The sequence below is a fragment of the Phenylobacterium sp. genome, assembly GCF_036563285.1.
Classification (GTDB): domain Bacteria; phylum Pseudomonadota; class Alphaproteobacteria; order Caulobacterales; family Caulobacteraceae; genus Phenylobacterium.
On record NZ_DATCMR010000002.1, the window covers coordinates 171,810 to 189,384 of the forward strand.

Annotated in this window: 16 protein-coding genes; 8 read left to right on the plus strand and 8 right to left on the minus strand. The window is 69.8% G+C overall.

The window, feature by feature from the left end:
* The first annotated feature begins 7 nt into the window (after nt 1-7).
* The 3 genes from VIL76_RS01070 (at nt 8) to VIL76_RS01080 (ending at nt 1,941) form a co-directional block, all read left to right on the plus strand.
* On the plus strand, nt 8-619 hold the full coding sequence (locus VIL76_RS01070; RefSeq protein ID WP_332043129.1) for a YdcF family protein: 612 nt from the start codon (nt 8-10) through the stop codon (nt 617-619).
* On the plus strand, nt 616-1,326 hold the full coding sequence (locus tag VIL76_RS01075) for a DUF72 domain-containing protein (RefSeq protein WP_332043130.1): 711 nt from the start codon (nt 616-618) through the stop codon (nt 1,324-1,326). Before VIL76_RS01070 ends, VIL76_RS01075 begins: the two co-directional genes overlap by 4 nt.
* A gap of 63 nt (nt 1,327-1,389) precedes the next feature.
* A complete protein-coding gene (locus tag VIL76_RS01080; RefSeq protein WP_332043131.1) occupies nt 1,390-1,941 on the plus strand; it encodes a MotA/TolQ/ExbB proton channel family protein in 552 nt (183 codons plus the stop codon).
* A 197-nt stretch (nt 1,942-2,138) separates the two neighbouring features.
* Here VIL76_RS01080 and VIL76_RS01085 read toward each other — a convergent pair whose 3' ends face one another.
* From VIL76_RS01085 to VIL76_RS01095, 3 genes are read right to left on the minus strand one after another with little or no spacing between them, the layout of a single operon-like run.
* On the minus strand, nt 2,139-2,588 hold the full coding sequence (locus tag VIL76_RS01085) for a flagellar basal body protein (protein ID WP_332043132.1): 450 nt from the start codon (nt 2,586-2,588) through the stop codon (nt 2,139-2,141).
* 10 nt (nt 2,589-2,598) lie between these two features.
* Complete coding sequence (locus tag VIL76_RS01090; RefSeq protein ID WP_332043133.1) at nt 2,599-2,913, minus strand: rod-binding protein; 315 nt, start codon at nt 2,911-2,913, stop codon at nt 2,599-2,601.
* Nucleotides 2,913-4,025, minus strand: a complete 1,113-nt coding sequence (locus tag VIL76_RS01095) for a flagellar basal body P-ring protein FlgI (RefSeq protein ID WP_332043134.1) — start codon at nt 4,023-4,025, stop codon at nt 2,913-2,915. The genes VIL76_RS01090 and VIL76_RS01095 overlap by 1 nt, the downstream gene beginning before the upstream one ends.
* A gap of 178 nt (nt 4,026-4,203) precedes the next feature.
* Between VIL76_RS01095 and VIL76_RS01100 the strand changes: the two genes are divergently transcribed.
* The 3 genes from VIL76_RS01100 (at nt 4,204) to VIL76_RS01110 (ending at nt 7,352) form a co-directional block, all read left to right on the plus strand.
* Nucleotides 4,204-4,635, plus strand: coding sequence for a flagellar assembly protein FliX (locus tag VIL76_RS01100; RefSeq protein WP_332043135.1), 432 nt, complete (start codon nt 4,204-4,206; stop codon nt 4,633-4,635).
* A gap of 92 nt (nt 4,636-4,727) precedes the next feature.
* Nucleotides 4,728-5,156 carry an RNA polymerase-binding protein DksA gene (gene dksA, locus VIL76_RS01105; RefSeq protein WP_332043136.1) on the plus strand — a complete coding sequence of 143 codons (429 nt, stop codon included), beginning with the start codon at nt 4,728-4,730 and terminating at the stop codon, nt 5,154-5,156.
* Nucleotides 5,157-5,306: 150 nt separating this feature from the next.
* The gene (locus VIL76_RS01110) at nt 5,307-7,352 is read left to right on the plus strand and encodes an NAD(+) synthase (RefSeq protein ID WP_332043137.1); all 2,046 of its coding nucleotides are present in this window, start codon (nt 5,307-5,309) and stop codon (nt 7,350-7,352) included.
* Nucleotides 7,353-7,394: 42 nt separating this feature from the next.
* Here VIL76_RS01110 and VIL76_RS01115 read toward each other — a convergent pair whose 3' ends face one another.
* On the minus strand, nt 7,395-7,994 hold the full coding sequence (locus tag VIL76_RS01115) for a TIGR00730 family Rossman fold protein (RefSeq protein ID WP_332043138.1): 600 nt from the start codon (nt 7,992-7,994) through the stop codon (nt 7,395-7,397).
* Between the two features lie 138 nt (nt 7,995-8,132).
* Between VIL76_RS01115 and VIL76_RS01120 the strand changes: the two genes are divergently transcribed.
* On the plus strand, nt 8,133-9,977 hold the full coding sequence (locus VIL76_RS01120; RefSeq protein ID WP_332043139.1) for an ABC transporter ATP-binding protein/permease: 1,845 nt from the start codon (nt 8,133-8,135) through the stop codon (nt 9,975-9,977).
* Nucleotides 9,978-9,980: 3 nt separating this feature from the next.
* Here the strand turns inward: VIL76_RS01120 and VIL76_RS01125 are convergent, their stop codons facing one another.
* Together VIL76_RS01125 and VIL76_RS01130 are read right to left on the minus strand one after the other, a co-directional pair.
* The gene (locus VIL76_RS01125) at nt 9,981-13,214 is read right to left on the minus strand and encodes an efflux RND transporter permease subunit (protein ID WP_332043140.1); all 3,234 of its coding nucleotides are present in this window, start codon (nt 13,212-13,214) and stop codon (nt 9,981-9,983) included.
* Nucleotides 13,215-13,238: 24 nt separating this feature from the next.
* A complete protein-coding gene (locus VIL76_RS01130; protein ID WP_332043141.1) occupies nt 13,239-14,312 on the minus strand; it encodes an efflux RND transporter periplasmic adaptor subunit in 1,074 nt (357 codons plus the stop codon).
* A gap of 238 nt (nt 14,313-14,550) precedes the next feature.
* On the opposite strand from VIL76_RS01130, the gene VIL76_RS01135 reads away from it, so the two are divergent.
* Nucleotides 14,551-14,991 (plus strand): VOC family protein, encoded by a 441-nt coding sequence (locus tag VIL76_RS01135; RefSeq protein ID WP_332043142.1) that lies wholly within the window; start codon nt 14,551-14,553, stop codon nt 14,989-14,991.
* 14 nt (nt 14,992-15,005) lie between these two features.
* Here the strand turns inward: VIL76_RS01135 and VIL76_RS01140 are convergent, their stop codons facing one another.
* The gene (locus VIL76_RS01140; protein ID WP_332043143.1) at nt 15,006-16,181 is read right to left on the minus strand and encodes a cystathionine gamma-synthase; all 1,176 of its coding nucleotides are present in this window, start codon (nt 16,179-16,181) and stop codon (nt 15,006-15,008) included.
* Nucleotides 16,178-17,560, minus strand: coding sequence for a pyridoxal-phosphate dependent enzyme (locus VIL76_RS01145; RefSeq protein ID WP_332043144.1), 1,383 nt, complete (start codon nt 17,558-17,560; stop codon nt 16,178-16,180). Before VIL76_RS01145 ends, VIL76_RS01140 begins: the two co-directional genes overlap by 4 nt.
* Between the last annotated feature and the right edge of the window lie 15 nt (nt 17,561-17,575).

The following is a 17,575-nucleotide window of genomic DNA, read 5'->3' on the forward strand; positions in this document are numbered from 1 at the left end:
TCATCGAATGACGGAGGCTGCGACCTCCACAACACTCAGTGAGGCGGCCGGATCGCAGCGCTGGCAGGCCGGGCCCTGGTGCGCCATGTTTCGGCCGGTGGAAGACGCCCCCGCCATCGTGATCTTCGGAGCCGCCGTCCGCGCCGACGGTCGCCCGTCGCCGGCGCTCGCCCGGCGGATCGGCTACGGCCTGGAGGCGGCGGCCGACATCGGCCACGCCCCGATCCTCTGCTCCGGCGCGATCGGCCGGCACGGCCCGTCGGAGGCCTCGGTCATGGCCGCGGCGCTGAAGGCCCGCGGCGTCGAGCCGGCGCGCATCGTGCTGGACGAGGACAGCCGCGACACCCTGCAGAGCGTGATCGCCGCCGCGCGCTTCCTGAAGGCGAGGGGGCTGTCGCGCTGCATCGTCTGCTCCGATGGCTACCATATCCCGCGCATCCGCCTGCTCCTGGGGGCCCTTGGCGTGGCGACCACGCCCGGCCCGCTGGCGCCGGGGCGCGGCGGCACACGGCTGCGCCACCGGCTGAAGATGACGCTGCGCGAGGCGGTGGCGATCCCCTACGACCTCGGCATCGTGCTGGCGCGGCGCCGCGGCTTCCTGCAGGCGATCCACGGATGATCCGGGTGGGCACGGCCGGCTGGGCGGCCCCGCGTACGGTGCGAGACCGCTTCCCCGAAGCCGAAAGCGGCCTCGCCCGCTACGCCGGCCGCTTCGACTGCGCCGAGATCAACTCCACCTTCTACCGCTCGCACAAGCCGTCGACTTATGCGCGCTGGGTGGAGCAGACGCCGGACGGCTTCCGCTTCGCCCTGAAGATCCCGAAGACCATCACCCACGAGCGGCGGCTCGCCGACAGCGACGACCTGCTGGAGGCCTTCCTCGCGGAGGCGGCCCTGCTCGGCGACAAGCTCGGTCCGCTGCTGGTCCAGCTTCCGCCGAGCGCCGCCCTGGACAGCCCCACGGCCGAAGCCTTCTTCCGGTCCTTCCGCAGCCGCTTCGACGGCGCCGTCGCCTGCGAGCCGCGCCATCCCACCTGGTTCGAGGCCGACGCCGAGGCGCTGCTGCGCGAGCATCGGATCGCCCGCGTGGCCGCCGATCCGGCCCGCGTCCCGGCCGCCGCCGAGCCGGGCGGCTGGGACGGCCTCAAGTACTGGCGGCTGCACGGCTCGCCGCGCATGTACTGGTCGTCGTACGAGCCGGCCTGGCTCGCCGAGCTCGCCGCCCGGCTCAGGGCGGCGCCCGCCGAAGCCTGGTGCATCTTCGACAACACGACCTCGGGCGCCGCGGCCGCCAATGCCCTGGACCTCCTCGAACAGCTGGATTGACAGGCGGGATTACATGCGTAGTTTGCCTCTCGGACTACAAACATAATCTGGGAGAGAGACACCATGCGTTGGAAACCCCTGGCCGCCGGCATGGCCGCCGCGCTCGCCGCGACCCACGCCGCCGCGCAGGCCTATGCCCCCCCGGACCCGCAGCTCGTCCCGGTCGACCCCGAGGAGCGGCTGCACATCCTGCGCGTCTTCATGGACGGCGACCCGGTGGTGAAGCTCGTGCTCGCCGGCCTGCTCGTCGCCGCGATCGCCGCCCTGGTGCTCTGGATCCTGCAGGCCAGCCGCCGCACCGCCGCGCCGCGCTCGATGACCTTCCTCGCCGTCTGGAGCCGGTCGGCCGTGCTCGTCGGCCTGTTCGGCGCCAGCTACACCCTGATGAACTCCGCCATCGGGCTCTCCAACCTGCGGCCGGCGCCGTCCATCGGCGTCGTGGCGCCCGGCCTGGCCGAGGCCCTGCTGTCGGTGATGCTGGGCCTGCTCGGCGCCGCCATCGCCACCATGGGCCACCGCCACCTGCAGGCCAGGCTCGTCCGCCCGGTTGAGGTCGAAGATGCGGCCGAGGCCGGACCGCGCGCCACCGTCCGCCTCGCCCACGAGGCTGGTTAGGTCTCTCCCCTACTGAGGGCGGCAGCCACCGGAGGGGCCGCCCTCAGGCTCTTTGCGCTATTTCCTGGTCGATCCAGGCGCCCGCGCTACAGTGAGAGAGGATCTTTCTCATTGTGCATCAATGGCTTACCTGTCGTCGAGAGTTGTCGCGCTGACTCGCGCAACTAGCCCTGACGGCCAATGTGACATCGCCTTGGCTAGGCGGTGCGGTTCAGCGTGATCGCCGTGGCCGCCGCGGCCGAGTTGGTCGCCGTCGTCGCCCCGGGGCCATAGCCCGCCGACTGCTGCCGCTGGCTGGCGACCTCGTCGGCGATGGCCCGCACCAGGCCCTCGGTCACCGTCTTGGCCGCCATCACCGCGCGGCCGTGGCGGGCCAGCACGGCGTCGAAGGCCTCTGTCGCGCGGACCAGCTTCTGGCGCTGGTCCGGCGGCGCGCCGAACACCAGGTTCGGCTCGGCGCGGACGCGGGCCGACTCGTGGCGGTAGATGTTGGCCAGCCGCTGGGTCTCCTCGACCTGGGCGGCGGCGTCCTGCGGCCGGCGGCTTTCGAAGGCCTGGGCCTCCCGGGCGATGAGGTCGGTCAGCCGCTCGGTGAGGATGATCAGCTGCTCCACCCGGTCGGCGGCGTCGTGGGCGGCGAGCGCCATGGCGGTCCTCCTACTTCAGTCCCTGCAGCTTCAGCATCTCGCGGGCGATGGTGTCGGAGAGCCCGATCCCGCCCGACTTGACCATCTGGTTGGCCATGGCCTCGGTCATGAACGACTTGAACATGCTCTCGCCCGGGCCGCCGTCGAACGGGGCGGCGGGCTCCACGCCCTCGAACATCTGCTGCAGCATGATCGACAGGAACTGGGTCTCGAACTTCCTCGCCGTCTCCTGGATCTGCCCGCGCTTGGCGAGCTCGGCGGCGTTGGCCGGGCCGGTCGGCTGCAGCAGGGACGGGGAGACGGAGACGGGGGCTAGGTCGGCCATCACATCACCTCGATGTCGGCCTGCAGGGCGCCGGCCGCCTTGATGGTCTGCAGGATGGAGATCATGTCGCGCGGGGTGACGCCCAGGGCGTTGAGGCCGGCGACCAGGCTCGCCAGCGACGCGCCGTTCCGGATGGTCACGAACTGCCGGCCGGTCTCCTCGTCCACCGAGACCTGGCTCTGCGGGACGACGGCGGTCTGGCCGGTGCGGGCGAAGGGCGGCGGCTGGCTCACCGCCGGGCTCTCCTGGACCGTGATGGTCAGGTTGCCCTGCTGGATCGCCACCGTGGAGACCCGCACGTTCTCGCCCATGACGATCACCCCGGCCACCTCGTCGATGACCACCTTGGCGGGCGCGTCCGGCTCGACGGAGAGGTTCTCCACCTGGCTGACGAAGGTCATCATGTCCTGGCCCGACGCCGGGCGGATCGAGACGATGGTGGGGTTCTCGGCCAGGGCCGAGCCCGGGTACTTGCCGTTGATGGTGTCGGCGATCCGCCGGGCGGTGGTGAAGTCCGGGTTGCGCAGGGTCATGCGCAGCTGGCCCATGTGGGCGAGCTGGAACCCGATCTCGCGCTCGACGATGGCCCCGCCGGCGATCCGGCCGGCCGTGGGCACGCCCTTCGAGACGGTGGAGCCCGAAGCGCCCGAGGCGCTGATCGAGCCGGTCTGCACCGTCCCTTGCGCCACGGCATAGGCCTGGCCGTCGGCGCCGAGCAGCGGGGTGACCAGCAGGGTGCCCCCCAGCAGGCTCTTGGCGTCCCCCAGCGCCGACACCGAGGCGTCGATCTGGGCCCCGGCCGCCGCGAACGCCGGGAGCTTGGCGGTGACCATCACCGCGGCCACGTTCTTGGTGTTGAGCTGCGCGTCGCGGACGTTGACGCCCAGCCGCTCCAGCATGGCCTCGAGGCTCTGCTTGGTCATTGGCACGTTGCGCAGGGCGTCGCCGGTGCCGTTCAGGCCCACGACGATGCCGTAGCCCACCAGCATGTTCTCGCGGACGCCCTCGAACTCGACGATGTCCTTGATGCGCGACTTCGCCGCCGCCGGCTGCGGCACGGCCATCGCCAGGGCGGCGAGGAAAACGAGGACTGAGCGGAACGAGCGGATCATGGTTAACCGTGAAGCTGCTTCGGACCCCGCCATGCGACGGTCGTGCCACTCCACGGCTCTCGAAAAGCGCAGCAGTTTCAACGTCGGTAGGGCGGGGAAGGGCGGCGCCCGGCGCCCGTCGGCAAAAACTGCCCGGCATTAACCATACCGCAAGCAAGGAAGCCGAAGACTGCGCCTCATGAAGGTCATCGGGCCCAACGGAATCGGCCAGACGCAAGGCCCCCGCCAGGCGCGGCCCTCGGGCGCGGGCGGATTCCGGTTGCCGGGCGCCGCCGACGCGGCCGGGCCCTCGCAGGCGGCCTCGGTCTCCGGGATGTCGAGCGTCATGGGCATGGACGCCCTGCTCGCTCTCCAGGACGTCGGCGGCCCCCTGGAGCGCAAGCGGCGCGCGGTGAGCCGCGCCGGGCGAATCCTCGACGAGCTCGAGAAGCTGAAGGTCGCCCTGCTTGACGGCGAGGTCACGAACCTCGACATGCAGCGTCTGCAGCGCGCCGTGCGGGAGGCGCGCGACCAGACCGACGATCCGCGGCTGGAAGCTGTGCTGGAAGAGGTGGAGATGCGGGCCGCCGTCGAACTCGCAAAACTTGAGGTTGCGACCCGTGCGGCGTAATCGCACTGCCGATTTCGTACGATTGAAACCCGCGTTCTCTTTGCTATACACCCACCGCGTGTTCCGGCTTACCCAGGGGGCGTGAGGTTTGCATGAAGGCAGCCGCAGTTTTGGCTGAGAAGCCTGAGTATCGTCCCTCCGAGGACGAGGAGTTCATGAACGAGCGTCAGCTTGAGTACTTCAAGCAGAAGCTTCTGAACTGGAAGGAGGACATCCTCCGCGAATCTCGCGAGACGCTCTCGCATCTCCAGACCGAGACTGAGAATCATCCCGACCTCGCCGACCGTGCGTCGTCGGAGACCGACCGGGCTCTGGAGCTGCGCACGCGGGACCGCCAGCGGAAGCTGATTTCCAAGATCGACGAGGCGCTTCGGCGCATCGAGGACGGCTCCTACGGCTATTGCGAGGAGACCGGCGAGCCGATCGGCCTCGCCCGGCTGGAGGCCCGCCCCATCGCCACCCTGAGCCTCGAAGCCCAGGAGCGGCACGAGCGCCGCGAGCGCGTCCACCGAGACGACTGAGACATCCGACCTTTGGGCCCCGAAAGGGGCCTTTTTCTTGCGCGGGTTTGGTGCGCGGCCGAGCTTGGCCTATATATGCTCACACTGAGCATTTCTCCCTTACGCCCGTTACGCGTTAGCAAGGGCAGGGAGAGCCAGGGAGCGCCAGCCGTGCCGAAGCCGTTCTACGCGATCCACAGCCACGGCTTCGTCCGCGCGGCGGCCTGCACGCCGAAGGTGCTGCCGGGCGATCCCGGCTACAACGCCGACGAGACCCTGAAGCTCGCCAAGGAAGGCGACCTGGAAGGCTGCGACCTGATGCTGTTCCCCGAGCTGGGGATCAGCGCCTACGCCATCGACGACCTCCTGCTGCAGGACGCCCTGTTGGCCCGGGTGGAGGACGAGATCGCCCGCCTCGCCAAGGCGAGCGCGCGGCTCAAGCCGGTGCTGATCGTGGGCGCGCCGCTGGCCCACTCCGGCCGGCTCTACAACTGCGCTGTCGCCATCAGCCGCGGGAAGATCCTGGGCGTGGTCCCGAAGAGCTTCCTGCCCAACTACCGCGAGTACTACGAGAAGCGCTGGTTCGCGCCGGGCCACGGCGTCAGCGGCGTGACCATGCGCCTGGCCGGCGAAGAGGTCCCGTTCGGCACGGACCTGCTCTTCGAGGCGGCCGACCTGAAGGACTTCGTCTTCGCGCTGGAGATCTGCGAGGATTTCTGGGCCCCCGCGCCGCCGTCGACCCAGGCGGCCATGGCCGGAGCGCTGATCCTCTGCAATCTCTCGGCCTCGAACATCGTGGTGGGCAAGGCCGACGAGCGGGAGTTGCTCTGCGCCTCGCAGTCGTCGCGCTGCCAGGCGGCCTACCTCTATTCGGCGGCGGGGCCGGGGGAGAGCACCACCGACCTCGCCTGGGACGGGCAGGCCTCCATCCACGAGCTGGGCCGCCGGCTCGCCCAGACCGACCGCTTCCCGGCCGGCTCCCAGATGGCGGTCGCCGACATCGACGTCGAGCGCCTGCGCCTGGAGCGGATGCGCTCGCCCACCTTCAACGACGCCGCGGTCGCCGCCGGCCATCCGGAGCGGCGCTTCCGCCGCATCGCCTTCGAGCACAAGCCCGCCTTCGACGACGTGGGCCTGATCCGGCCCGTGGACCGCTTCCCGTTCGTGCCGGACGATCCCGCCCGCCTCGACAAGGACTGCTACGAGGCCTTCAACATCCAGGTGCAGGGCTTGGCCAAGCGCCTGCAGGCCACGAAGTCCAAACACGTGGTCATCGGCATCTCGGGCGGGCTCGATTCCACCCACGCCCTGATCGTGGCGGCCAAGGCCTTCGATGCCCTGGGCAAGCCACGCTCGGACATCCTGGGCTTCACCATGCCGGGCTTCGCCACCAGCGAGGGCACCAAGTCCAACGCCTGGAAGCTGATGCGCGCGCTCGGCGTCACGGCCGAGGAGATCGACATAAGGCCGGCGGCCATCCAGCTGCTGAAGGACATGGGCCACCCCTTCGCCGAGGGGCAGCCGGTCTACGACGTGACCTTCGAGAACGTGCAGGCGGGCCTGCGCACCGACTACCTGTTCCGGCTGGCCAACCAGCGCGCGGGGTTCGTGGTCGGCACCGGCGACCTGTCGGAGTTGGCGCTGGGCTGGTGCACCTACGGCGTCGGCGACCAGATGAGCCACTACAACGTCAACGGCTCGGTGGCGAAGACCCTGATCCAGCACCTGATCCGCTGGGTGGCGAAGACGGGCCAGTTCGACGCCGCGGCGTCCGAGACTCTGCTGTCGGTGCTGGGCACCGAGATCTCGCCGGAGCTCGTGCCGCCGGACGAGAACGGCCAGATCCAGTCCACCCAGGCCAAGATCGGGCCCTACGAGCTGCAGGACTTCAACCTCTACTACATCACCCGCTATGGGCTGCGGCCGTCGAAGGTGGCGTTCCTGGCCTGGCACGCCTGGCATGACGTGGAGAAGGGCGACTGGCCGATGCACTTCCCCGCGGAGACGCGGAACGCCTACGACTTGGCCGCCATCAAGAAATGGCTCGGCGTCTTCCTCTTCCGCTTCTTCGAGATCAGCCAGTTCAAGCGCTCGGCCATGCCGAACGGCCCCAAGGTGATCTCCGGCGGCAACCTGTCGCCCCGCGGCGACTGGCGCGCGCCCTCGGACGGTACGGCGCGGGTCTGGCTGGAAGAGCTGGAGGCCAACGTCCCCTGAGGACGGCGGCCTAAGTCGCTGAATTCGCGAGCTTGCGCCCGCTCAACTCATCCGGGCAACGCGGATCTCGTCGGCCGGATCATCCGAGGCGCCCCAGGTCAGCAGGGCCGGCACCACGTCCTCGATGCGCTCGACGGCGACGAAGCTGTCCATGAAGCCTTCCGGGGTCAGCTTCTCGTCCACGGTCATCTGGAAGGTCTCGAACAGCGGCTTCCAGAAGTTGCGCGGGTTGTAGAACACCACCGGCTTGGCGTGCAGGTCGAGGCGGCGCCAGGAGAGCAGCTCGACCACCTCCTCCAGGGTGCCGATGCCGCCGGGCAGGATGACGAAGCTGTCCGAGCGGTCGAACATCATCATCTTGCGCTCGTGCATGTTGGAGACGACCACGTGTTCGACCTCCTCCAGCACACGCTCCTTCGACAGCAGGAAGTCGGGGATGATGCCCAGCACGCCGCCGCCGGCCTGGTGGGCGGCGCGTGCGGTCGCGCCCATCAGGCCGACGCCGCCGCCGCCATAGACCAGCTTCAGCCCGGCGCCCGCCAGCGCCCGGCCCAGCGCGGCGGCGGCGCTGAGGAACTGCGGGTCGGCGGCGTCGGACGAGCCGCAGAACACACAGACGGACTCAAGGCGGGAAACGGACATCTAGGCGGTCACTCCGAAGGGCCGGCGCTTGTAAGCGAGCCAAGCCTGATTAGCTATGGTCAGGGTTAAGGACTTTCAACCAACGGGCGTTCCCGGGCGGGATCTCGCGCCTTGGCCGTCGAGGTGAGGCGAGGGCGGTTGGCGCATATCCACGCAGGCGGGCGGAGATTCGGCGGGGCCGGCGCCGTCGCGCCGAGGGAAACCAAATTCGACTTCTGGGGCTCGCTAGCCGACCTCGGGCGGCTCGTCATGCGCTCCGGCGCGCCGCAACTGCGGCTGCGGATCGCCGCGGCCCTGGTGCTGGTCGTCTCGGGCAAGCTGGCCGGCGTCGTCGCGCCGGTGATGCTGGGCGACGCGATCGACACCCTGTCGCCCGCCGGCCGTGGCGCGGTTGTGGTGGGGGCCAGCTTCATCGGCCTCGCGGTCGCCTTCGCGGCGCTGAGGCTGGCCGCGGCCTGTGCGCCCTTCGCCCGCGACGCCATCTTCGCCCGCGTCTCCGGCGCCACCCTGGCGAGGGCGGCTGTCGAGAGCTTCTCGCACGCGCTCTCCCTCTCGCTCGACTACCACCAGACCAAGCAGAGCGGGACGCTGTCGCGGACGATCGAGCGCGGCTCCCGGGCCACCGACTTCCTGATCCGCAGCCTGATCTTCAACCTGGGCCCCACCTTCGTGGAGCTGGTCCTGGCCATGGCCGTGATGGTGGTGCGCCTGGACTGGCGGTTCGCCGCCACCGCCCTCGTCACCCTGGTGATCTACGCCGCAGTGACCTTCAAGATCACGGACTGGCGACTCTCCCACCGACGCGAGCTCAACGACGCCGACAGCCGCGCCGCGGGGCTGTCGATGGACGCCCTGATGAACTACGAGACCCTCAAGGCCTTCGGCGCCGAGCCGCGGATGGTGGAGGGCTACCGCCAGGCCATGGCCCAGTACGTGGACGCCGGCGCGCGGGCCAACGTCTCGCTGAACCTGCTCAACGCGGCGCAGTCCTTCATCCTGAACCTGGGGCTGGCCATCATGACCGTGATGGCCGGCGTGGCGGTGGCGGGCGGGCGGTTCGGCATCGGCGACATCACCGTGGCCATCCTGCTGCTGCAGGGCCTCTACGCGCCCCTGGGCATGCTGGGCTTCCAGTACCGCGAGATCCGCCAGGGCTTCATCGACATGGAGCAGATGGTCAGCCTGACCGCGATCAAACCGGAGATCACGGATGCGCCCGACGCTCGCGACCTGCCGCCGGCCGACGCCCAGGGCGCGGCGCTGGCCTTCGAGCACGTCAGCTTCCGCCACGATGCGCGCTCCCAGGGGCTCACCGACGTCACCTTCGAAGCCCGCCCCGGCGAGACCGTCGCCCTGGTGGGGCCGTCGGGCGCCGGCAAGACCACGGCGGTGCGCCTCGCCATGCGGCTGCTCGACCCGCAGGAGGGGCAGGTGACCCTCGACGGCGTCGACATGCGCCAGGTGCGGCAGGCGTCGCTCAGGCGCGCGATCGCGCTGGTCCCCCAGGACGTGGCCCTGTTCAACGACACCCTCTACGCCAACGTCGCCTTTGCGCGTCCCGACGCCACGCCCGACGAGGTGAGAGGCGCGGCAGACGCCGCCGAGCTCGGCCCCTTCGTCGACGGACTGCCGAACGGGCTCTCCACCATGGTCGGCGAACGCGGCCTGAAACTCTCCGGCGGCGAGCGCCAACGGGTCGGCATCGCCCGCGCGCTGCTGGCCAATCCGCGCCTGCTGATCCTCGACGAGGCCACCAGCGCCCTGGACGGTCCGACCGAGGCCGCCATCCAGGAGACACTGCGCAAGGTGAGGGCAGGGCGCACGACCCTGGTCATCGCCCATCGGCTTTCCACCATCGCCGACGCCGACCAGATCCTGGTGCTGCGGCGCGGGCGGATCGTGGAGCGCGGCACGCACGACGAGCTGCTGGCGAGGGCGGGCGAGTACGCGGCGCTGTGGCGGCGGCAGACCCGGGCCGGCTGACGCCTACTCCGCGGCCTGCGGCAGGTCCTCGCCGACCACGGCGCGCCTGGGCTTCGGCTCGAGGCCCATCCGCCGGCGTCCCCAGGCGAAGACATTGCCGAACCGGCGGGAGGCCACTTTCGGCGCGGCGAGCAGGACCGGCGTCAGCACCAGCGTCAGCAGGGTGGAGAAGGAGAGGCCCCACACGACCGCCGCGGACAGGTGCACCCAGATCTGGGAGCCCGGCGACTTGGTCTCGACGATGCCGGCCCCGAAGTTCGGGTGGACCTGGAACATCAGCGGCAGCAGGCCGACCACCGTCACCAGGGTGGTGAGCATCACCGGCCGGAAACGCTGGGTGGCGGCGCGCACCGCCGCGTCGTCCGCCGGATAGCCCTGCCGCCTGAGCTGGTAGAACGTGTCCACCAGCACGATGTTGTGGCCCACGACGACGCCGGCCAGCGACACGATCCCGGTGCCCATCATGATCACTGACAGGTAATCGAAGGTGCCGGCGACGTTGACGACCACGCCGAGCAGCACGCCCACGGTCGACAGCGCGACCGCGGAGAGCGTCACCAGCACGCCGTAGAAGCTGTTGAACTGCCACAGCAGGATCACCGCCATCAGGAACAGCGAGACCGCCATGGCGATGGCGAAGAACTTCGCCGCGGCCTGGCCCTCCTCGTCCGCGCCGGTGAACTTCCAGCGGACGGCCGGGTCGGTGAGCGTCTTCTCGAGCCAGGGCTTGAGCGTCTCGATCTTCTGGTTGGCCGCCACGCCCTTCTGGGTGTTGGCCTGGATGATCACCAGGCGCTGGCCTTCGCGGCGCTGGATCTGGGTGATCTGCTGGGCGGGGACGCGCTTGACGAAATAGCTCGCCGGCACCGGGCCCATGGGGGTGGTGATCTTGAGCCGGTCGAAGGCGGCGTTGTTGCGGGCGTCGGCCGGGAAGCGGACGCGGATGTCCAGCTCGTCCTGCACGTCGTCCGGCCGGTAGCGGCCCACGAGCACCCCGCCGGTCAGGAACTGGATCGCCTGGCCCACCGAGAGCACGTCGGCCCCGTAGCGGCCGGCGGCCTCGCGGTCGACCTGCAGGTTCCACTCGATGCCGGGGGAGGTGCGGTTGTCCTCCTGCTCGATCAGGTCGGGGTCGCCCATCAGCCTGGCGGCCACGGTGTCGGCGGCGCGGTAGAGGGCGACGGGGTCATGGCTCTGCAGCTGGACCTGGATGGCCTTGCCCGTGGGCGGGCCGTTCTGCGGCAGGCGCACCTCCACCTGCATGCCGGCGACGTCCTTCACCCGGCCGCGGATCGTCTCGGTGATCTCCAGGCCGGTGAGGCCCTTCTCCTTCAGCTCCTCGTACTTCTCGAACTCGACCTGGACGCGGCCGACGGTGTCGTTGGGCGCCGAGTTCGGTCCGCCGTTGCTGGAGAAGCCGCCGGCGCGCACGTAGAGGGAGTTGATGCCGTCGATGCCGGCGAGGCGGCTCTCCACCTGCCGCACCAGTACGTCCTGCGCTTCCGGCGAGAGGTTGCCGCGGGCCTTGACGTAGACCGTGACGAATTCCGGATCCTCGACCGGGAAGAATTCCACCCGGTGCTTCTGCATCCCGAAGGCGACGACGATCACCGCCACGATGGCGAGCGCGCCCAGGCTGGTGCGGCCGGGGTGGCGGCCGAGGACGGTCAGGGTGCGGGCGTACCAGCCCATGAAGCCGGTCATCTCGGTGGGGTCGCCGTGCTCGGACTTCATGATCTCGGCGAGGTGCGCCTCGTCGGCCTTCTTCGTGCCGCCGAACAGGGAGCCGAAGGCCGGCGTGAACACCAGGGCCACGAAGATCGAGGCGCCGAGGACGAAGAACAGGGTCAGCGGGAAGAAGCTCATGAACTTCCCGGTGATCGAGTTCCAGAACATGAAGGGCAGGAAGGCGCAGAGCGTCGTCAGGGTGCCGTTCACGACGGGCCAGAACATCCGCTTCCCGGCGGCGGCGTAGGCCTGCTCCTTCGGCAGGCCCTCGGCCATCTTCCGGTCGGCGTACTCCACCACCACGATGCCGCCGTCGACCAGGATGCCGACCGCGAGCACCATGCCGAACATCACCATCTGGTTCAGGGTGATGCCCATGAAGTTCATGGCCATCAGGCCCAGCATGAAGCAGATCGGGATCGACAGCCCGACCATCAGGCCCTGGCGGATGCCCAGGCTCCAGACCACGATCATCATGACCAGCAGGCTGGCCATCAGCAGGCCGCTCTGCAGGATCGCCAGGATCCGGCCGATGAAGTCCGAGTTGTCGTAGGTGAAGTTGACTTTCACGGTCGACGGCCAGCGGGCGGACTCCTCCTCGACCACCTTGTGGACGGTCTTCACCGTCTCGAGGATGTTCGCGCCGTTCCGCTTGGAGACGTCGAGGGCCACGGCCGGCTCGCCGTTGTAGCGGGTGATGAAGGCCGGCTCCTTGAACGTGCGGCGCACGTCGCCGATGTCGCCCAGGGTCACCAGCCGGTCGCCATTCTTCTTGATCGGCAGGGCCAGGATGTCGGCCGGGCCCTGCACCACGCCCGGCACCTTCACCGCGAAGCTGCCGGCGCCGGTCCGCAGGTTGCCGGCGGGCACCAGCTGGTTGTTGCGCGCGATGACCTGGGCCACCTCGCCGGCCGTGACGTTTAGGGCCTCCATGCGCACGGGATCGATGCTGACCTCGAGCAGCTCCTCGCGGACGCCGGACTCGAAGACCTCCTGCACGCCGGGCGAGCTTTCCAGCCGCTCCTTCAGGTCGCGCGCGATCCGGGTGAGCTCGCGCTCCGGCGCCGAGCCGGAGAGCACGATCCCGATCACCGGCTGGTCGGCGAAGCCCTGCTCCTGGATGATCGGCTCCTCGGCGTCGGGCGGGAAGCGCCCGCGCGCCAGGTCTACCTTGGCGCGCACGTCGGCGAGCGCCTGCTCCGTCGAGAAGCTGGGGTCGAACTCCAAGGTGATGATGGCGAGGTTCTGCCGCGCCACCGCGTTCATGTGCTTGACGCCCTTCAGCGTCTGCAGCTGCACCTCAAGCGGCTTGACCAGCAGGCGCTCGGAGTCCTCCGGCGACACGCCGGGGAAGGGGACGATCACCGAGATGTAGGGCAGCTTGATGTCCGGCTGCGCCTCGCGTGGCATGGTGAGGTAGGCCATGAAGCCGAACAGGCAGGCGACCAGGGTCACCCCCAGCACCACCTTCCGGCGCTTGATGGCTCCGTCGATCAGGGCCGCGATCATCTCAAATCTCCAGCCGCCGGGACGCTAGCGCGCCGAGGCGACGCGAACCTTCTGTCCGTCGGCCACGTACGACTGGCCGACCGTGATCACCCGGACGGGGCCGGCGAGCCCGCTCACCCACACGCCCTGGGGCGTCTCTTCCTGGATGGTCACGGGGGCGAAGGCGACCCGATCGCCGACGAGGTAGCGCACGCCCTGGCGCCCCGCGGTGTCCAGCACCAGCGCCGAGATCGGCACCAGGTGCGCGGGGCCTGCGCCTGCGCCCACGCGAACCTCCGCCGAGAGGCCGGAGCGCACCTGCATCGACGGGTTCTGGACGGCGACCTCGATGTGATAGGTGCGGGTCTGCGGGTCGGCGTCCTGCGCCACGTAGCGGACCTGACCGGAGAGCATGCGGCCGTCGACGAGCCGGGCCGTCGCCGGGCTGCCGACGCGCAGCCGGGCGGCCTCGGTCTCGGGCACGTCGCCCACTACCAGCAGCGGGTTGAGCTCGATCATGGTGCCGCACGGCTGGCCGGGCGCGAGATAGGTCCCGATCTCGGCGTCGCGCTTGTCGAAGACGCCGGAGAAGGGCGCGCGGATGTTCACCTGGTTGAGCGCGATCTCCGCCTGGCGGACCCCGGCCTGGGCCAGGTCAAGGGCGGCCTGGGCCTCCAGCACCTGGGTCTGCGAGCGGTAGCCCTTCTGCGCGAGCTCCTGGGCCGCCTGCCGCTGCAGTTGCCGGGACCTCAGCTGGGCGCGAGCCTGGTCGAGCGTCGCCTGGCGCGCGTCCACCGAAAGCCGGCAGAGCACGGTCCCGGCGCGGACGAACGAGCCTTCCCGGGCCGGGGCCTGGGCCACCACGCCGGCGGTCTCGGAGCGCACCACGACGGTGCGGGCGGATTCGGTGCGGCCGCGCAGCACGACCTGGCTCTCGCGCACCGCCTCGGGCACGGCCACGACCTGCACGCTCGGCAACTCGTTGGCGGCCTTCGCCGCGGCCGTCGGCTTCGCCTCGGCCGTAGACGGGTGGCCGCCGAAGACGCTGCGGACCAGGAAATAGATCGCCAGGGCGCCGACCAGCGCGATGACGAACATGTACTGCGGCTTCAGACGCATAGGAGCTATCCCCGACCCCTCAACTCCGCCCTGCGCACCCACACGCGATGCGCCGGCTGTACCATCCGTAAATGGAGTCCGGAGCTTCTGATGCCACCGTTACGCGAGTGCAAATGAATTCGCGGACAGGTGGCAGGCGCAGTGTTTCGAGCTTATCTCGCCTCCGAGTGCAGCACGCGTTGCCGACGCGCGCCGCGTGACCACGTGTCGCACAGCTTACGCAGTAAGGGAAAGAGCCTTGAAGTACCTCCACACCATGGTGCGGGTTCGCGACCTCGACGCCTCGCTGGATTTCTACTGCAACAAGCTGGGCCTGGTGGAGGCGTACCGCACCGAGAACGAGCAGGGCCGCTTCACCCTCGTCTTCCTATGCGCGCCGGACGACCTGGAGACCGCCCGCGAGAATAAGGCGCCGATGGTCGAGCTGACCTACAACTGGGATCCGGAGGACTACCAGGGCGGGCGCAACTTCGGCCACCTGGCCTACGCCGTGGACGACATCTACGAGGCCTGCCGGCGGCTGAAGGACGGCGGCGTGGTGATCAACCGGCCGCCGCGGGACGGGCGCATGGCCTTCGTCCGCTCGCCCGACAACATCTCCATCGAGCTGCTGCAGAAGGGCGGCGCGAAGCCGCCCGCGGAGCCCTGGGTTTCCATGCCCAATGTGGGCAGCTGGTAGCTGCAACCGGCAGCTTACGACCTCAGCGCCTGGTCCAGGTCGGCGATCAGGTCGTCGGCGGCCTCCACCCCCACCGACAGGCGCACCAGGGAATCGGCGATGCCGATGCGGGCGCGGGTCTCCGGCGGGATCGAGGCGTGGGTCATGATCGCCGGGTGCTCGATCAGGCTCTCCACCCCGCCCAGGCTCTCGGCCAGGGTGAAGAGCTGCGTGCGCTCCAGGAAGGTGCGCGTGCCGGAGAGGTTGCGGTCCAGCACGGCGGTGATCATGCCGCCGAAGCCGTGCATCTGCTTGCTCGCCAGCCCGTGCTGAGGGTGGCTGGGCAGGCCCGGATAGATCACCTGCGCCACGCCCGGATGCCGCTCCAGCCACCGGGCGATGGCCAGGCCGTTCTCGCAGTGCCGCTGCATGCGCAGCGCCAGCGTCTTCAGCCCCCGGAGCGTCAGGTAGCTGTCGAACGGCGAGGCCACGGCGCCCACCGCGTTCTGCAGGAAGGTGAGCTTGTCGCGCAGCTCAGGGTTGTCGCCGACGACGAGGGCGCCGCCGACCACGTCGGAGTGGCCGCCGATGTACTTGGTGGTGGAGTGCATCACCACGTCGAAGCCCAGCTCCAGCGGCCGCTGGACGTAGGGGCTGGCGAAGGTGTTGTCGGCCGCCGAAATCAGGCCGCGGCGCCTGGCCAGATCGGCGATCGCCTCCAGGTCGGCGAGCCGGAGGAGGGGGTTGGTCGGCGTCTCTACCCAGATCAGCTTCGTCTTGGGCGTGATCGCCGCCTCGATGGCTGAGACATCGGCCATGTCCACGAAGCTGAACTCCAGCCCCGCCGAGCGCCGCTTCACCTTGTCGAACAGCCGGAACGAGCCGCCGTAGAGGTCCTCGCTGGCGATCACGTGGTCGCCGGCGTCGAGCGCGTCCAGCAGGGTCGAGATCGCCGCCAGTCCGGAGGCGAAGGCATATCCCTTGGTCCCGCTCTCCAGGTCGGCCAGGGCGCGCTCCAGCGCGAACCGTGTCGGGTTCTGGCTGCGGGAGTATTCGAAGCCCTTGTGCTCGCCGGGGGAGGTCTGGGCGTAGGTGGAGGTGGCGTAGATCGGCACCATCACCGCGCCCGTGGTGGGGTCGTGCTCCTGGCCGCCGTGGATGGCGCGGGTGGCGAAGTCGAGCCGGTTCTTGCCGTGCAGATCGTCGCTCACGCCGTGCGCCTCAGGTAGTTGATCAGGTCGATGCGGGTGATCAGCCCCAGGAACTCCTTGCCGTCCATGACGATCGCCACCTGGTCGCGCTCGAAGATCGGCAGCAGGGCCTCCAGCGGCTCGTTGGCCTGCAGGGTGTTGAGCTTGGCGGTCATGGCCGCGCTCACCGGCCGGCGGAAGCGGGCGTCCTGCTTGGGATGCTCCACGGCCTCCAGCAGGTCGCTCTCGTCGATCAGCCCGATCAGCCGCCCGTCGTCCATCACCGGCAGCTGGCTCACGTCGGCCTGGCGCATGCGGTTGTAGGCGGTGAGCAGGGTGTCGTCGGGGCCGACCGTCACCGTCTCGCCCTCGGTCCGCGCGATCAGGTCGCGCAGGTCGCCGTGCAGCTTGCGGTCCACCAGGCCCTGCTCGGCCACCCAGCTGTCGTTGTAGACCTTCGACAGGTAGCGGGAGCCCGTATCGCAGACGAGGGTCACCACCCGCTTCGGCTCGGTCTGCTCGCGGCAGTAGCGCAGGGCGCCGGCCAGCAGGGTCCCCGACGACGAGCCGGCCAGGATGCCGGCCTTGGTGAGCAGCAGGCGCGCCGTGGCGATGCTTTCGCTGTCCGGGATCTCGTAGGCCTTCTTCACGAAATCGAGGTCGCAGTTGTCGGGGATGAAGTCCTCCCCGATCCCCTCCACGACCCAGGAGCCGGGCTCCACCGTCTCCCCGCGCTCCACCAGCGGCGCCAGGATCGAGCCCACCGGGTCGGCCAGCACCATGGCCGTCTTCGGCGAGGCCTTGGCGAAGAACCGGCCGAGGCCGGTCAGCGTGCCGCCCGAGCCCACGCCCACCACCACCGCGTCCACGTCGCCCTCCATCTGCTCGAGGATCTCAGGGCCGGTGGAGGTCTCGTGCGCCTTGGGGTTCGCCGGGTTCGAGAACTGGTTGATGTAGACGGCGTTGTTGAGCTTCGCCGCGATCGCCGCGGCCATGTCCTGGTAGTATTCCGCGTGGCCCTTGCCGACGTCGGAGCGGGTGATGCGGACGTCCACCCCCATCGCCCGCAGGTGCTGGATCTTCTCGCGCGCCATCTTGTCGGGCACCACCAGCAGCAGCTTGTAGCCCTTCAGCAGGCCTACCTGCGCCAGGCCCAGGCCGGTGTTGCCGGCGGTCGCCTCGACGATGGTGCCGCCCGGCTTCAACTCGCCCGAGGCCTCCGCCGCCTCGATCATCGAGCGCGCGATGCGGTCCTTGATCGACCCGCCCGGATTGGCGCTCTCCAGCTTCACGAACAGCCGGCAGGGGCCGGTGTCGAAGTCCTTCAGCTCCAGCATCGGCGTACGGCCGATGAGCTCCAGGGCGGTCTGCACGACCGGCGGGACGGGGGGTGTCGTCAAAGGCAGGCCTCCGGG

Coding starts and splice junctions, on each gene's coding strand:
- VIL76_RS01070 (WP_332043129.1), top strand. CDS start 8: ATGACGGAGGCTGCGACCTCCACAACACTCAGTGAGGCGGCCGGATCG.
- VIL76_RS01130 (WP_332043141.1), bottom strand. CDS start 14,312: ATGCGTCTGAAGCCGCAGTACATGTTCGTCATCGCGCTGGTCGGCGCC.
- VIL76_RS01090 (WP_332043133.1), bottom strand. CDS start 2,913: ATGGCCGACCTAGCCCCCGTCTCCGTCTCCCCGTCCCTGCTGCAGCCG.
- VIL76_RS01080 (WP_332043131.1), top strand. CDS start 1,390: ATGCGTTGGAAACCCCTGGCCGCCGGCATGGCCGCCGCGCTCGCCGCG.
- dksA (WP_332043136.1), top strand. CDS start 4,728: ATGAAGGCAGCCGCAGTTTTGGCTGAGAAGCCTGAGTATCGTCCCTCC.
- VIL76_RS01085 (WP_332043132.1), bottom strand. CDS start 2,588: ATGGCGCTCGCCGCCCACGACGCCGCCGACCGGGTGGAGCAGCTGATC.
- VIL76_RS01095 (WP_332043134.1), bottom strand. CDS start 4,025: ATGATCCGCTCGTTCCGCTCAGTCCTCGTTTTCCTCGCCGCCCTGGCG.
- VIL76_RS01115 (WP_332043138.1), bottom strand. CDS start 7,994: ATGTCCGTTTCCCGCCTTGAGTCCGTCTGTGTGTTCTGCGGCTCGTCC.
- VIL76_RS01125 (WP_332043140.1), bottom strand. CDS start 13,214: ATGATCGCGGCCCTGATCGACGGAGCCATCAAGCGCCGGAAGGTGGTG.
- VIL76_RS01075 (WP_332043130.1), top strand. CDS start 616: ATGATCCGGGTGGGCACGGCCGGCTGGGCGGCCCCGCGTACGGTGCGA.
- VIL76_RS01100 (WP_332043135.1), top strand. CDS start 4,204: ATGAAGGTCATCGGGCCCAACGGAATCGGCCAGACGCAAGGCCCCCGC.